We start from the raw sequence: 15,885 nt of genomic DNA, 5'->3' as shown, positions 1-15,885 counted from the left end.
TTTTCCAAACAAGAGTCATGAATATTTCCATTGAGTCCTCGCCTTTTCTCATTTCTTTAACCCCTATGGATCGTCACCAAGCTCAACAATTTTGGGAGCAACATCCCAACCCTCCAAAAGCCAAACAAGTTTATCTCAATACTCTTGCTGTTTGTGCTGTTCGCAATTATTTCGCAACCCTAGAAATTGACAGCGATCTGGAAACTGGAGATAGTTGGGATACTGCCATGCAAACTCTGAGCGATACAGCAGATTTGTTTGTGAAGGGTTACGGTAAGATTGAATGCCGTCCCGTTTTGCCCGACTCTGAGACTTGTAAAATCCCCTTTGAGGTGCGAGAAGATCGTCGGGGCTATATTCCCGTACAATTCAACCGAGAACTCAGCGAGGCTAAATTATTGGGCTTTATGGCTAATGTTGAGAGCGATCGCGAAAATGTACCGCTTTCTCAATTTTCTCCCCTCGAAACTCTCTGGGACTCTCTACAAGTCACCCTTGAGAAAAGTCCGCCAGGAGAAAAAGCGATCGTTTGTTTGAGTCATTGGTTAGAGAATGCGATCGATGCGGGTTGGGAAACACTCGAAACAATATTGGGACATCAACCGACCCTCGCAACAAACTTCAGAAGTTCTTCGGTCTTGAATCCCAAAAATACCCGCAATTCAAAAAATAGCGTTACTCGAGGAAAATTCTTTGATTTAGAACGGGAAGAAGAAAGAATCGCTCTATTTGTGGGTTTCACCCAACCCTATCAAGAGAAAGAGTGCGACATTTCTATAGAAGTTGCCTCTATTAGTCAAAAGCACCAGTTACCGGAAGATTTACAGCTTTTTTTAATCGATGCGAAAGGGCGATCGGTCATGCAGGCTGAAGCACGGAGCAGCGAAGCCCTAGAATTTCACTTCAGTGGAGAACTAGGGGAGCGTTTTAGTATCAAAATAGCATTAGGAGGAGTGATTGTAACCGAATGTTTTCTAATTTAATTTTGGTGTTTCCATTACTTTGCTATCTACCACTTGCCATTTTTTTATATGAGTAAATTAGTCGTTCTCGAACTCGACGGGAATTTTGAGAAAGGTTTTCGCATTACCTTAGAAATTTATCGAGAAGAAACCCTCTTAGGTTCTTTCCCCAATCTACCTGCGCGTTTAAAATCAAAACTCCCTGCTAATTCAGAACTTCCTCAAATTTTGCATCGTCATTGGCAAGAAAAGTACCGCAGTCTCGGAGCGCCCTATCGACGCAAACAACGAGACGATCGCACTTTTCGCATCAAACCGCAAAAAATCGTGCATCGCAAATCTCGCGATCGCCAAGTTGAAGAATGTCGCACTTCTGCCCGAGAGTTGCGGAGTTCTCTCAATCAATGGCTCGATAGTCGAGAATTTCGTCCCATCGAACAACAACTGCGATCGCACCTACAACCCGAGGAAGAAGTTCGTTTTCTCATTCGCACGGAAAATCGCCAACTGCAAAAACTCCCTTGGGAAGAGTGGGAGTTATTTCAGCACTATCCTCAAGCAGAAACCGCCCTCAGCCCAACAGAATTACAGGTACGCGAGTCTTTTTTTCCTCCCCATCGCGGCACTAAAGTGCGGATTTTGGCAATTTTGGGTCACAGCGAAGGAATTGATATAGAACGCGATCGGCGCTTATTAGAGGCGTTGCCCCATGCCGAGGTGGTTTTCCTCGTTTCTCCCCGACGGAGCGCCGTTACGGACAAAATTTGGGAGAATGCGTGGGATATTATCTTCTTTGCCGGACATAGTGAAACCGAGGGAGAAACTGGACGGATTTATCTGAATGAGAAGGAGAGTCTCAGTATTGACGAACTCTGGTTTGGCTTGAAAAAAGCTGTCGATCGCGGACTACAATTGGCAATTTTCAACTCCTGTGACGGTTTGGGACTTTCCGATCGCCTTGATGATTTGCAAATTCCCCAGATGATCGTTATGCGAGAATTAGTGCCGGATTTGGTGGCGCAAAAGTTCCTCACTTATTTTCTCGGCAATTTTTCAACGGGTCACTCTTTTTATCGAGCAGTGCGAGAAGCCAAACAGCGACTTCACGACGAGTTAGAAAAAGATTTTCCCTGTGCGAGTTGGCTACCCGTAATTTTTCAAACTCCTAATGCTGTTCCTCCGACTTGGGAGAGTTTGCGAGAGGAGGAAACTCGGGCAACAATACAGCAACTGGAAAGGATTAATTCTCCGATACCTGCAAGCGATCGCCGATTACCAATGGTTTTAAGTTTCGTCGTTGCAGGGTTAATTATGGGGGGGCGATCGCTCGGTTGGTTGCAAGGATGGGAATTAAATCATTTTGATTTCATGATGCGATCGCGTCCATCTGAACCCAGAGACAATCGCTTTCTTGTAGTAACAATTGGCGAAAACGATCTTGCTTATCAAGACGATCGCGGTATGAATCGTCGAGATTCTCTGTCTCCAGAAGCTCTCGAATTATTTTGGCAGAAAGTGAAACCTCATCAACCGAAAATCATTGCGTTGAACATTGCTGATTTTCGTTTTCAGTCACAACAAAAAGATGATTTTTTGAAACATCCTTTTTTTCTCACTTCTTGTCATGGGTCTACTGAACAATCCAGTTCTATTCCAGCTTCTTCCGCAATCTCTTTAAATCGTGTAGGATTTGCCAATATAATATCTGAACCCGATAATGTTATTCGTCGCCAAATCCTTCGTCAAACTCCTGTTCCATTGTGCGATGTACCGTATAGTTTTAGCATGAAGATCGCTCAATCCTATTTGCAGGAAGAAATTAAAAGTTTATCAAGTCAGATTCAACTCGGTTCAGTTAAACTTGATAAATTTACGGCCAATACTGGTGGCTATCAACTCCCCAAAATTTTTGCAGCCGGATTTCAGATTCTAGTTAATTATCGTCCAGTTAATCCCAAACAAGTTAGCTTAACAGAAGTTATTAGTGGTGCACAAGATGCTAAAATAGCCGATCTTGTCAAAGATAAAATTATTCTTATTGGTCGCGATCGCTATCTCGGTCATGCTTACTCTATTCCTTATAATAAATCTGAAAAAGTGTCGAGTACGATGATTCATGCTCAGATGTCCAGTCATCTAATTAGTGCAGTCTTAGACGATCGATCTCTTTTACGAGGAATTCCTCAATGGAGTGAAAATATTTTGATAATATTCGGAGTATTAATCGGTGGATTTTTATTACAATGGCAATCTAAAAAGCAATACAAATTTATTTTTCTGTTCATTTTATCTGTAGGATTCTTTTTTTTCAGTTATCAAGGGTTACTCTGGGGATTTTGGATTCCTGTATTACCTGTTGTTTTGGGTCTATTTTTAACTCCAATTATTTCTTCTGTTGTTACTTCAAATCGGTATTGATTTTATGAATCGACATTTTTTTGTTTCATTCTTAATGGTTTTATCTTGGGTACTCTCTCATAGCTATTCGTTAAGCATTAAAAATTTTTTAGCAAACTTAGAAACTTCTTTATCTCAAGAAGAGATCGCCAATGAATCAGACGGTAGACCACCAAGCGATCATGGAAATGGGCGCAATCCTTGTGATGAATCCGGTCTCGATCTGACTCCTATTGTTATCGAGCGTAATAATGCTGAGATCGGTTCTTCAAGTTGGGGAACGACGCAGACAGAGAATCCAAATTTGTGGGTTTATATTCCCTATGAAAGAGAACAACTTGCCCGGGCAACTTTATCGATTCGGACTGGGGATGATGATGAAATTGTTTATCACGATCGCATTCCTCTGAGAACGTTAGGAACGACTCCTAATATTGTTAAAATTTCTCTCAAAGAGGTCAATGTTTCCTTAGAAATTGGACAATGGTATCGTTGGCATTTATTTTTAAATGTCTACTGTTCTGAGGATGCAGAACGACCAGAACAAGATGAAATTTCTGCATGGATTCAACGACAAGAAGATAGTTCTAGCGATCGCATCTACGATCGTCTCGCAGAAGTTGCAGCAATTGAAGATCCCCAATCTCGTCAAAATGCGTGGATTGAAATCTTACAGGAATTGGGGTACAATGCAATCGCTGAGAAACTTTCGACACCTGAAAATTAATTAAAGTTGTTTTTGAGCAACCTTACTTTTTACTCGTGGAGGCAAAACAAGATAAATTTACCGAAGGATGGGGACAATGTTTAGCGGAAATGATTGCTGCATGACAACTGAATCAAAATTCTGCAATGGTAATCTTTGGTATTATTTCTAATGGCGATCGCTTTAGTTTTAGATCTCATACTATTGTCAATTTCCAATTAAAATATAAGGAGACCAATAATAAGGTTTTTGCGATCGTCGATCTTCTCCTTGTAATAAACTTAATTGTGCTTGACGTAATGCTTCGGCTTTAGAGATGTTAGGGGTACTGAGTTCTTGGTAAAATGTTGTAATCAGTTTTGCTGTTAACTTATCATCAACAGAAAATAAGGTTGCAAGGGTACTTTTTGCTCCCGATCGCGTTGCAATTCCCGCAACTCCCAAGGTTGCACGTTTATCTCCGATCGCCGTTTGACAAGCACTTAAAACTAAGAGTTCGATCGCTTGTTGTTGGTTTTCCTGTTGTTGCAAGAGAAGTTCACTCAAATTATTTAAAGTCATCCGATCTTGATAAACCCATAAAATTGTTTCCTCGGGATCGGAACTAAATGTCCCGTGAGTCGCTAAATGCACGATCCCAAAAGGATCGCGTTCGAGTTTCTCTTGAAAACTGGGAATGGTAAAGGCAGAATTAAGTAAAACTTCAGCGCGATCGAAGTAGCTATTAATAAATTCCAATTCCTCTTCAACATAAGGAAGTGAGGATTTCTGTAAGTTTTTTTCACTAACTCCGGCTGCTAAAATTGCAGTTTTTGATAAAGATAAGGGTTGAGTTTCTTCTACTTCTAAGCCTAAATTTAGCGCAATACTATAGTGTTCGATCGTATAATTTTTACCATCGTACAAAGCAGCGAGGGGAATATTGCGTAACTCGCTATCCATGACAAAAACTAGACTTTTAACGGCATTTTTTTCTAACTCTGTTTCAATTCCTCCCAAAATCAAATCGTAAACTTCTGCAAAAATCTTGCTATTCTTTGCATCTAATTTTTGTCGAATTGCTTCTCTCAAGCTCTCTATTTTTTCATAAATTTCTTGCCTCGAAATTGAATCAGGATGCGTATAATAAAGTGGTTCTTTTTGCCCTGGTAATTGTACAATGACTCGCAAGCGATCGCCTAATAAAATCGGATAAATTGAAGCCGCATTTTCCTGAGAATTTCGCTGTAAATATTGTTCGAGAGAAGTTTGCGATCGCTGTTGTAAATTGCAGCGTAAATAATCTTCGAGTTCGGCGACTTGTAAGCGTTCGATAACCGAAATGGCTTCTTTTGCTTTTTCTGGGGCGATCGCCTGCTGTCTTTTGTCTGGATTACTTTTTTGTGCTGTCTCGATAGGTTCGGGAGAACGCAAAAGCAGCGCCGCAAATTCGCGATAAACGGGTTCGACATCATCTCGAAACAGAAAGCGAAAATCGGGATTTTTTAAGCTAATAATATCTTCTCGCACGCGATCCAAATGATTTAAAGCCGATCGATAAGCTGCGATTGCCGAATCTATTTTATACGGTTTGTCCGCACTTTCTGCGGCTAAAATTCGACCCAGTTGCCATTCCCAAAGATAGCGGATTTCAGGGGCGCGAATCTCTTCGGTGATTAAAATTGCTGCTTCGGTTAACTTTTGCGCTTCGGCTAACTTTCCTTGTAATTCTAACCACTTTCCGCGATATCCTTGACTATAAGAAAGTCCGCGCAAATCGTTTAATTCTTTAGCTTGTTTTTCTGCTTGTGTCAAGAGAATTTCTATGTTTTCCGAACCAATTTCATGTCTTATTAATTTCTGATATTGAATGTGTTGATAAACTAACTTTAACCGCAAAGAAAGACTCATTGAAGACGAGCTAAAAGTATCAATGCGATCGCGAACTAAAGCAAATTCTCGATTGATATTTGATAACGCAGTATAAGTTTTTGGCACAATGGATATAATATCAATATCTTGGAACTCTGATGCTTGTAATCTTAATTCTAATTCAATTAAAATATCGAGCGCATTTAATTTTGCTTGCGTTGTTGCTATTTCTTGAGGAATGCTGAATTCTTCTACTTTTTGATAAATGCTAAAAGTGCGATCGAGCAATTGTAATTGTTCTTTTAACTTTCTTTTTAGTTGAGGATCTTCCTCATTATAAATCGGATAATGGCGCTGATATTCATCTTTTACTTGATAATAGCGAGCAAAAAGAGTATTTCCTAAATCTAGTAAAACTTCGCTTTGTTCCGTGGTTCGATCTAATGCTGTATAAATTTTATAACTTTCATTCAAAAAGCGTTCGGATTGGACTAAATAATTAAATTTGCTTTCTTCTTCTGTATATAATGGCAAATTGAGTTCGACCTCTTCGACTTTGCCAACAACGCGAATAATATTACCCAGTTGATGCAAAACTTTTGCCCGTAAGATTGGCCGATCGGTGAGAATACTGCGATCGATTTGTAGCAGTTTTTTTAACGCCTCTCGATAAAAGCCTAATTCTTGTAAAGCAATGGTTTGATAAACTTGACTTTCGATTTCTCCGATCGCTTCTCCACTTTGCCGATAGTAAATTTCTGCTTGTTTCCATGCTTCTAAAGCACTATCTCTACGTCCTTGCCAAAACGCGACTTGACCGTGAAGCCCGTATATTTTGGCAAAGAGATGAGCTTTTTGGGTCGAATTAGGTTCGCGATCGAGCAATATCTCAGACCGGTTTAAATAGTTTTCTGCGGCTTGCCAATCTCCAAGCTGTTGAGAGACAGAAGCTAAATTACTGAAAATCAAAATCTGTGCGATCGCATTATTTTCACTTCGAGATAATGCTTCTAACAAATACTCTTTTGCATCTTCATAGTTTCCTGATTCGTAAGCACTACGACTTTTTGAAATAAAAGAATCTGAAGCAAATACTCGAACGCCCAAAGATACAGAAATCGTTCCTGCTAAAAGATAACTCAAAAAGATTTGAGAAATACTTAGAAATTGTACTGAATATAAAAATAGATTCCGTTTTCTTGCCATGTTCTCTCCGATGAAATCATTTCAACCAAAGGAAAACCCCAATCTAAACGGGCGCTAAAGCGATCGCTTTGTAAAATTTGTAAACCCAAGCCGATCGTTGCTAAATTATTGGGATCGGGAGTTTCCGAGTCGCCACTATTCCAACCGATTCCTCCTTCAATAAAAGGAATAATTTGTACGGTGGTTTGTGCTTTCTTTAATTTTAATATAGGAATGCGAAGTTCTGCACTCATAAAAATCCCATTATCGGTAAGTAAGGTATCTTGTCGATAACCGCGCACGTTACCCGAACCTCCCAAACCCAATTGTTCCCCAGAGACCAGAGGGTGATCGGCGAGTTGAACTTCTCCTCGCAGTAAGAAAGTGGGCGCAGAAACATTGTTTCCCAAGCGTCTCACCCATTGTCCTTGACCGCGCCAAGTCAAAAAATTACCGTCGGGATCGCTGGTTTGCTGGGTTGCCTCAAAGGCATCGATTCCCAAACTAAACTGAGAACGCAGGGCAAAAACTTGTTGTAAATCTCGCTGCGTCCACTCTTGAATGAAACGCAAGGCCGTAATATTGGTTTTCCCATTGATATCGGCACCGGGAGATAGCGGAAAAGGAATGCCTTGTAAGGTTGTAGCGCCGCGAGTATGAGAGAGGACAAAACTAAGCGCTAATTCTTCCGTTGGCGATCGCTTGATGGGATGGCGTAATGTGAGTTGATAATATTGAGAACTCGAGTCGATATCGAGGCGATCGAAAGGGGGTTCGATAATCGTACTGGTCGCAGTGCCGAAGTTGAACTGCAAGAGGGTATTATCGGGAGTGAGGGGAATAGCATAGCTGGCATCAAAACTATGACTGCCATCGGTATTGCTATAAGTGAGAATGCCGCGATCGCCAATCCCAAAAATATTGCGATGACCGATACTTGTCCCGCGCCGAAAGCTGCCGACACTGGGGGAACGGCTGTTATTGCTAGCGAGGCCCAATATCCAAGGATCGGCAGCCACCGCAAACACATAAAGGATATTCGTACCGGGATCGATCCCTGCCGCGAGTTCCGCATTTAAGGATTGAATGAGAGGATCTTGTTGCAGCAATTGGAGTGCTTCGAGGAGGCGATCGCGTTGTAAGGGAGGCTGGGTTGCCCGTTGGAGTCGAGAGCGAATATAACGGGGAGAGAGTCGCCCTTGAACGTCAACTTCGATCTCATCGAGACGACCTTCAACGATTTGGATCGGAACGATCGCTGCGTCTTCCTGTCCGAGAGAAAGATTGGGCGGCAAAAATGCCCCTGTTGTGATGTAACCTTCACTCAGGTACAGATCGGTAATACAAGATTTTGCTTGCAATAATTGAGCAAAAGTGATGGGAATATTCGTATATGCCTGCAATTCTTGCGTTAGGCGATCGCTTTTCAAGGCGGTATTGCCAACAAACTCAAAGGCTCGAATAACAATTGTATCGCGATCGCCTTCCGGATTTGCCGTTGGCTGAGGACAAGACAATTGACTTCCTTCTGGTAATTCAATCGGGACTTCTCTCTCTGGAATGGGCGTTTCGGGGATAATAGGTTCGGGAATAGGAGGTTGGAGATCGGAGAAATTGGGACGTTGTGGTGAGGAAATGTCGTTCTGAGAGATAGAAATAGAATTGTCTCGCCCGAGAGGATTTTCCCAATTAATCTCCCTTGATGAGGGTTGTTCTAATTCTCCAGAAGTCAAGAAACCCCCGGATAAAAACCCATCTTCTTGATGAAACAAGAATGCTATGCCCAAGCCAATGCTCCATTGTACAATCATCAAATTTTTTCCCTGACGGAAGAAAGAGCCAACTTGGAGAGTTATGGTATCATCTTGGCTATGCAATCAATCGTTTCGCCGCATTGGCATGGGTTTTTGGAAGAGCTTGTTTAGTAGTTCCGACGCGGCAACCTTACCGAGTCGGACACAACCAGAAAAAAGTGGCGCAGCGATCGCCAAGGAGCCGCGCATTGTCTTTAGTACGGAACGAGAAATCGATCTCTACGAACTTGAGGAATTATGCGATGCTGTGGGCTGGTCTCGCAGACCTCTCCGCAAGGTTAAAAAAGCGCTACATCATAGTTTCTTAGTTGTTTCTATGTGGGAACAACGAGGAAATAGACGGCGCTTGGTCGGTTTTGCTCGAGCAACTTCCGATTATGCTTTCAATGCCACCATCTGGGATGTTGTTGTCCATCCTAAATATCAAAGCCGGGGTTTGGGAAAAGCTTTGATGAAATATACGATCAAAAAACTTCGCAGCGAAGATATTAGTAATATTACGCTGTTTGCCGATCCTCACGTGGTTGATTTTTATCGCCGTCTCGGTTTTATTCTCGACCCGGAAGGCATTAAGGGGATGTTTTGGTATCCAGATTAGAGTTGGGGAATTGTTCATCAATCATTTTTTATTGATAATTTTTCGTTGGTTCGTTATACTGGAACAATCAACGGGATGTAGCGCAGCTTGGTAGCGCGCCTGCTTTGGGAGCAGGATGTCGCAGGTTCAAATCCTGTCATCCCGATTTCAAAAATAACCTTGTATATCAACCTTTTCAAGGATTACTCAATACCTACTTGTTTTCGTCTTACTCATTCCTTACTCAATTCTAATCATTAAAGGTAAAGGGTGATAAGGTTTACCCTTTGAGTTTTCATGGGATTGCCTTATGATTTTTCGTTAGTTAAAGATAACGCGCACTGATACCGCACAACAGTACAACAGCACAGCTACCCCTTAACCACTTCTACCCAACCAGCCCGATGCACCTACACAGCAAGGGTTACACAATGTGAGACAAGCTCCCAAAAATGACCCACTAGGCAATCGGCGGGATGACAATCAAGATATTTGATAGTATTGCGATCGCTAACGATTATGATTGTTTCACATAGATTATGAGCGATCGCCAACTTCTTCATCTCTTACAATTATCCAGTCCGGCTTTACCCGTTGGTGCCTACAGTTATTCGGAAGGATTAGAATATTTAATCGAACAAAAAATACTTGACAATCGCGAACAGTTATGGAGTTGGCTCGAACAGGAATTGCGCTACGGTTCGATCCGAACGGAAACTGCGGTAATGACGAGAGCGTATCAATCAGTCACCCGTCACCCGTCACCAATTAGGGAAGAAGGGTTGATTTATTGGAATGAGTGGTTTTCGGCAGTGCGAGAAACAAAGGAGTTGCGCCAGCAGAGTTGGCAAATGGGGCAATCTTTACTCAAACTGTTGGTAAGTTTGGAACCGGATTTAGCCGCGATCGCCAAAAAAATCGGCAATCCTTGTAATTATCCTATTGCCTTTGGACTTGGGGCAGCCAATTGGCAAATTGACCTCGAGGTCGCAGCGATCGCTTACCTACACAGTTGGGTGACTAATTTAGTGAATGCAGGGGTGAAACTCATTCCCCTCGGACAAACCGCCGGACAACAAATTTTATGCGCTCTCTATGAGGTTCTCGCGATCGCAAAAACAGAAATTCTTGCATTAAACGATGAAGAACTGGGGAGTTGCGGTTGGGGGCTGACACTTGCGAGTATGGCACATGAAAGGCAATATACTCGCCTCTTTCGCAGTTAGCGTTTTGAAAATATAGATAGATTTATTGACCCATGAACGCTCTCGATCTGGCTTTTGCTTCGGCTCTCGAACAAGCTCAACTCATCCGCAAGGGAGAGATTTCACCCCTTGAATTAACCCAACTCTATCTCGATCGCATTCACCGCTTGAACCCTCAACTCGGCAGCTTTGTCACCATTGCCGCAGAAGGTGCGATCGCCGATGCGACAACAAAAACAGAACAACTAACGCAAGAACGCGATCGCGACTCCCTCCCTCCTTTTTTCGGCGTTCCCACTGCCATCAAAGACCTCAACGCTGTCGCCGGATTGCCGCAAATGCTGGGGACTCCCATCCTCAAAGAGAATATTTCCCCCAACGATGATGGTGTGGTCGCCAAAATGAGGGCAGCCGGATTCATAATTTTAGGAAAAACCACAATTCCCGAACTGGCATCCTTTCCCTATACCGAACCCCCCGGATTTCCCCCTGCCCGCAACCCGTGGAACCTAGATTACACTCCGGGCGGCTCGAGCGGTGGCTCTGCGGCGGCGGTGGCGGCGGGATTGTGTGCCGTTGCTCAAGGTTCCGATGGTGGGGGGTCCATTCGTACTCCGGCTTCTTGTTGCGGGATTGTGGGACTCAAACCCGCAAGAGGGCGTGTGACCCATGCCCCCGTCGGCGATTTTCAAAATGGCATTGCTATTGACGGACCGCTAACGCGAACTGTGGCGGATGCGGCAGCACTCCTTGATGTGATGTCGGGTTACGTGATGGGAGATCCTTACTGGTTGCCCGAGCCAAAAATTTCCTTTTTAGAATCCTCAAAGCGTTCGCCTCAATCTCTTCGTATTGGCTTTGCCACAGAAATTGCCCCCCTCGATCGCCCGAGCGAAAGTTGTCAAAATGCTGTCTTAGATACCGTTAAACGCTTGCAAGACTTAGGACATCATCTCGAAGAAATTCATCCCGACGTAAGCGAACTCGGCGTTCCTTTTACGCGCATTTGGCAGGCGGGCATTGCCTCGGCGGGACTACCTTTAGAAGCTCTCAGCCCTCTCAATCGTTGGTTAGCAGAAAAGGCGGGAACAGCAGGAGACTATTTGCAAGCAGTCACAAAAATGCAAATTGTGTCTCGACAAATTGTGGGAATGTTTGCGCCCTATGATGCGATCTTGTTTCCCGTTCATACTCATTCTCCTCTGCGGATTGGCGAATGGGCGCAATTGAGTCCCGAGGAAACCGTCGCTAAAATTATTCAATGGGTGGGACCTTGCCCCGTTGCTAATGCCACCGGATTGCCCGCGATCGCGCTTCCCACGACCTTTGATAATCAAGGCTTGCCGATCGCTATTCAACTGATCGGCAAACCCGCAGATGAAGCCACAATTCTTGCCCTAGGCGCTCAATTGGAAGCTGTCCATCCTTGGCGCGATCGCCCTTTCAATGAGCAATGAGCAATTAAGAACCGTAATTCCATCGCGCTCGATAATTGCGACCATCGAGGTGCGTGAAAGTTCGACCGTAACCCAAACCGCCGCTCCACCAAGGATCGAGGATTCGCTGTACTTCTCGAGGCGAGAGTCCGGCGGCATTAAAATCAACGCCAATCCCTCTTAAGTGGGTCGAGTTGCGAGCGCCTCCTACGGCTCGATTGATTCGGGGAGGGCGATACCAACTGGTGACGGAAATCGAGCGATCGCCCAATTTTTCCCGTACGTCCTGCATTCGCCGCGCCATCGTGACAATATTTTTGGTAATACTGGCATTGACGGGAATGCGATTGCCCCCCTTGGTGGCCTCCGCCCAAGTAAAATTCCCTCCCGAAATAATGGAATCTCCCGTATAAACTTGACCTTTACCGGGAATTCTAATTAAGCGACCGCGATTTTTCGGGGCTGGAGGAGGTGGCGGGTCTTTCGGGGCGGCGTAGTTTTCGACACTCAACATATCAACGTGACCCTCGAAAACATACCACTCCGCGCGATCGTTGATAGGATTGACCAAAACAACCCGCAAATGAGAGCCGATATCTTCAAAGCTCTTAATCGCTAATTCGCGTTGAGTGACGGGGAGTTTTTCCGAGTCCGGCAAACTCGAGGATTGAACGGGCTTGAGTTTAAAAACACTATCTTGAGTCATGACAAGGGTCGCCGCTTCTACGATTTGCACGTGACCTTCAAAGGCATACCAAATCGTGCGTCCGACTAATTCGTTGTCGAATGTCAGTTTATAGTGACTGCCCTCTTTATCGGCTAATTTGATCCCGTATTCGCTACCATTCGCGATCGGGATTTTTTCCGATTCGCTCAAAGTACTGGATTGAACGGGCTGGGTTTTAAAAACCGTGTCTTGCGTAACAATTACAGTTGACATCTCTCTCAGGAATACAGAAAGGATAATCGATGACAACACTATAGGAGGATTCGTCTAAAATTGGGCGAAATTTAACGTTTTGACAAGTTAATCGGGATTGAGTCGTCCCCATTGGCAATTTATGGGTCAAAGTCACACCTCTTCCACGAGTCTCACCCTTGGATCGCCCTGTCTTCTCACGATCGCAGAATTTTCTGAAAAACTCTTCGGCAGAATTGGAAAGAACGACATACAATAGGCAGAATAAGAAACGTAAAATTAAAAAAACGTTGGTTTCGGTCGGTTCGTGGCAGAGTTTGAGGAGTTGGCGTGTCAAAATTCGTTCAAAAACCCAAAAATCAAAACGGTAAGGTTAACGGTAAGTTCAAAGAATCGGCATCCGTCGATCCGATTGCTCCAGTGGAGGGCAAAATTTCTCCACCAAAATCGGAACTGAAATCGGGAAATGGTCAGGGAAACAGCCCAGCCAATAGCCCGGTTAATGGCTCTCCCGCTCCTACCGCGATCGCTGAAAATGAGACTCGCTCCAAAATAGGAAACGGGGTAGCTAAGTCAACAGTCAAGTCAACAGTTACAACACCCGTCCAACCAGAATTAGAGCCGACTACTCCCCAAGAAGTACAGAAAGAGGCACAGAAGACAACAAAAGCAAAGGCTGCGAAAAAAAGGAAACCCTTATACCGCCGTCCTTGGTTGTGGGCATTATTAATTGCGGCGGCAAGTTTGGGAAGTGGAGTCGCTTATGGTTATAAGGTTTGGCAGGACGTAGAAGCACAACTACCCGAGTCCGTGGAAGGAGTCCTCACCTATAAACGAGCGCAAACGATGACAGTGAAAGCCAGCGATGGGAGCGTACTGCAAGAAATCGGTCCCGTGGCTCACGAAAAATTAGAAATGGGTAAAATCCCCAATCTCGTCGTTCAAGCCTTTATTTCTAGCGAGGATCGCCGTTTTCTCGATCATGATGGTGTAGATTATCAAGGAATTGCCCGAGCGACTTTTGCCAACTTGCGATCGGGACGGGTTGTAGAAGGAGGGAGCACAATTACCCAACAACTCAGCCGCATTGTTTACTTAGATAACGATAAAGAATTCTGGCGTAAAGTGAAAGAGATTCGCCTCGCGCAAAAAGTAGAAGGACTTTACGATAAAGAGCGCATTCTCGAACGCTATCTTAATTTAGTGTATTTGGGATCCGGGGCTTATGGAGTTGCCGATGCTGCTTGGGTTTACTTTGGTAAATCTGTTGAGAAGCTCGATTTAGGAGAAGTCGCTACGATCGCGGGAATTGCCCCGGCTCCGAGTTTATATTCTCCCCTTGAAAATGAAGAAGCGGCCAAAGAACGGCGGAATCTTGTTTTAGAGCGGATGCGCGATGAAGAGTATATCAGTCCGGGTCAAGCTGCAATGGCGATCGCGGCTCCACTGAATCTCAATCCCCAACAACCCAAACGCCTCAACCGCAAAGTTCCTTATTTCACCGACTACGTTCAAGAACAAATTCCCCAACTCATTTCCCCAGAACAAATTGCGGAGGGAGGGTTGACGGTAGAAACTACGATTAACCTGCAATGGCAACAAGCCGCCGAAGATGCCGTCGCTAAAGCCGTCGTTCGCTATGGTGCGTCTCAGAAGTTTTCCCAAGCCTCGATCGCCGCGATCGACCCTCGCACGGGGGAAATTAAGGCGATGGTGGGGGGAGATGATTATTTTAATAAAGAGAAAAACGGACAGTTTAACCGCGCGACCCAAGCCAAACGCCAACCGGGATCGACGTTTAAAACTTTGGTTTATTCCACGGCGATCGCGGCGGGTTTTTCTCCCTATAAAAGTTTGCGGGATGCTCCCCTCGTGGTAGATGGGTACGAACCCAAAAACTACAACAAAGGCTATCGAGGGAGTATTTCCTTGCGAGATGCCCTCACCTACTCGGTCAATATTCCCGCCGTGAAAACCTTAATTGATGTGGGTTGGAATCCCATTGTTAAATTAGCGAAAGTGATGGGGATTGAGTCGGAACTCAAACCTACTTATTCTCTGGCTTTGGGCGCATCAGAGGTGACACTGCTGGAGTTGACTAGCGCTTATGGAACCTTGGCAAATCAAGGACTGCACGCTGAAGCCCACGGTATTGCCCGCATTCTCGATCGCGAAGGGAAGGTTATCTACGAAGCGAAGAAAGACCCAGAACGAGCGATCGATGAAGATTCGGCAGCGATTATGACGTGGATGCTGCAATCTGTGGTCAATTCCGGTACGGGAACCGCCGCCAAATTAAATCGCCCCGTGGCGGGTAAAACCGGAACCTCCGATGATTATCGCGATCTGTGGTTTGTCGGTTACATCCCTCAAGTTGTTGCAGGGGTTTGGCTGGGCAATGACGATAATACCTCCACGAAAGGGGCCAGCAGCACCGCCGCCGCCGTTTGGCAGGATTTTATGCGCCGCGTCACAGAAGAAGTTCCCGCCGAAGAATTCCCCAAACGTCCCGACTTGAATGGACGCGAAGCAACGATCGCGGCAGAACCCCTCAAACCCAAACAAAATTACTATAAATCGATTCCCGCCGGACAAAATTTAGCGGTTCAATCTCAGCCGCGCCGCAGTAGCTCTCGAAAACGGCAAACCACTCGCCGTCGCACAACCCCAACTCGGACAGCCAGTCCCACGCCACAACGTTCTCGTTCTAACCCCGCTCGCAGCGTTCGCAAACCGACGAGTCCCTCTAAGCCTGTAGTGCGCCGTTCGACTCCTTCTCGTTCGACTCCTTCTCGTTCGACTCCTTCTCGTTCGACTCCTTCTCGTTCGACTC

At 44.7% G+C, this 15,885-nt stretch carries 10 protein-coding genes and 1 tRNA gene; 8 read left to right on the top strand and 3 right to left on the bottom strand.

The window, feature by feature from the left end:
• Positions 1-17: 17 nt before the first annotated feature.
• The 3 genes from AC6RV6_RS22245 to AC6RV6_RS22235 are packed head-to-tail and all read left to right on the top strand — an operon-like array spanning position 18 to position 4,086.
• Positions 18-983, top strand: coding sequence for a DUF1822 family protein (locus tag AC6RV6_RS22245; RefSeq protein ID WP_500243070.1), 966 nt, complete (start codon positions 18-20; stop codon positions 981-983).
• 48 nt (positions 984-1,031) lie between these two features.
• Complete coding sequence (locus tag AC6RV6_RS22240; RefSeq protein ID WP_500243069.1) at positions 1,032-3,380, top strand: CHASE2 domain-containing protein; 2,349 nt, start codon at positions 1,032-1,034, stop codon at positions 3,378-3,380.
• A gap of 34 nt (positions 3,381-3,414) precedes the next feature.
• A complete protein-coding gene (locus AC6RV6_RS22235; RefSeq protein WP_500243068.1) occupies positions 3,415-4,086 on the top strand; it encodes a DUF928 domain-containing protein in 672 nt (223 codons plus the stop codon).
• 186 nt (positions 4,087-4,272) lie between these two features.
• Here AC6RV6_RS22235 and AC6RV6_RS22230 read toward each other — a convergent pair whose 3' ends face one another.
• On the bottom strand, positions 4,273-7,122 hold the full coding sequence (locus tag AC6RV6_RS22230) for a CHAT domain-containing protein (protein ID WP_500243067.1): 2,850 nt from the start codon (positions 7,120-7,122) through the stop codon (positions 4,273-4,275).
• Complete coding sequence (locus AC6RV6_RS22225) at positions 7,077-8,912, bottom strand: ShlB/FhaC/HecB family hemolysin secretion/activation protein (RefSeq protein WP_500243066.1); 1,836 nt, start codon at positions 8,910-8,912, stop codon at positions 7,077-7,079. Before AC6RV6_RS22225 ends, AC6RV6_RS22230 begins: the two co-directional genes overlap by 46 nt.
• Before the next feature lie 88 nt (positions 8,913-9,000).
• Here AC6RV6_RS22225 and AC6RV6_RS22220 point away from each other — a divergent pair, with 88 nt between their 5' ends.
• The 4 genes from AC6RV6_RS22220 (at position 9,001) to AC6RV6_RS22205 (ending at position 12,154) form a co-directional block, all read left to right on the top strand.
• Positions 9,001-9,513 (top strand): GNAT family N-acetyltransferase, encoded by a 513-nt coding sequence (locus tag AC6RV6_RS22220; RefSeq protein ID WP_500243094.1) that lies wholly within the window; start codon positions 9,001-9,003, stop codon positions 9,511-9,513.
• A 71-nt stretch (positions 9,514-9,584) separates the two neighbouring features.
• Positions 9,585-9,658 (top strand) — tRNA-Pro (locus tag AC6RV6_RS22215).
• Between the two features lie 373 nt (positions 9,659-10,031).
• Complete coding sequence (locus tag AC6RV6_RS22210) at positions 10,032-10,718, top strand: urease accessory protein UreF (protein WP_500243065.1); 687 nt, start codon at positions 10,032-10,034, stop codon at positions 10,716-10,718.
• Positions 10,719-10,750: 32 nt separating this feature from the next.
• Complete coding sequence (locus AC6RV6_RS22205) at positions 10,751-12,154, top strand: amidase (protein ID WP_500243064.1); 1,404 nt, start codon at positions 10,751-10,753, stop codon at positions 12,152-12,154.
• A 4-nt stretch (positions 12,155-12,158) separates the two neighbouring features.
• On the opposite strand, the gene AC6RV6_RS22200 is transcribed toward AC6RV6_RS22205, so the two are convergent.
• Positions 12,159-13,073, bottom strand: coding sequence for a D-Ala-D-Ala carboxypeptidase family metallohydrolase (locus AC6RV6_RS22200; RefSeq protein WP_500243063.1), 915 nt, complete (start codon positions 13,071-13,073; stop codon positions 12,159-12,161).
• A 309-nt stretch (positions 13,074-13,382) separates the two neighbouring features.
• Between AC6RV6_RS22200 and AC6RV6_RS22195 the strand changes: the two genes are divergently transcribed.
• A partial coding sequence (locus tag AC6RV6_RS22195) for a transglycosylase domain-containing protein (protein WP_500243062.1) occupies positions 13,383-15,885 on the top strand: 2,503 nt, incomplete at its 3' end.

This window comes from Spirulina sp. LEGE 11439 (assembly GCF_059821285.1).
Note: the sequence above shows the minus strand (reverse complement) of the source record. Positions and strands in the feature narration are given on the sequence as shown.

Coding starts and splice junctions, on each gene's coding strand:
- AC6RV6_RS22245 (WP_500243070.1), top strand. CDS start 18: ATGAATATTTCCATTGAGTCCTCGCCTTTTCTCATTTCTTTAACCCCT.
- AC6RV6_RS22210 (WP_500243065.1), top strand. CDS start 10,032: ATGAGCGATCGCCAACTTCTTCATCTCTTACAATTATCCAGTCCGGCT.
- AC6RV6_RS22220 (WP_500243094.1), top strand. CDS start 9,001: ATGGGTTTTTGGAAGAGCTTGTTTAGTAGTTCCGACGCGGCAACCTTA.
- AC6RV6_RS22200 (WP_500243063.1), bottom strand. CDS start 13,073: ATGTCAACTGTAATTGTTACGCAAGACACGGTTTTTAAAACCCAGCCC.
- AC6RV6_RS22230 (WP_500243067.1), bottom strand. CDS start 7,122: ATGGCAAGAAAACGGAATCTATTTTTATATTCAGTACAATTTCTAAGT.
- AC6RV6_RS22240 (WP_500243069.1), top strand. CDS start 1,032: ATGAGTAAATTAGTCGTTCTCGAACTCGACGGGAATTTTGAGAAAGGT.
- AC6RV6_RS22225 (WP_500243066.1), bottom strand. CDS start 8,912: ATGATTGTACAATGGAGCATTGGCTTGGGCATAGCATTCTTGTTTCAT.
- AC6RV6_RS22205 (WP_500243064.1), top strand. CDS start 10,751: ATGAACGCTCTCGATCTGGCTTTTGCTTCGGCTCTCGAACAAGCTCAA.
- AC6RV6_RS22235 (WP_500243068.1), top strand. CDS start 3,415: ATGGTTTTATCTTGGGTACTCTCTCATAGCTATTCGTTAAGCATTAAA.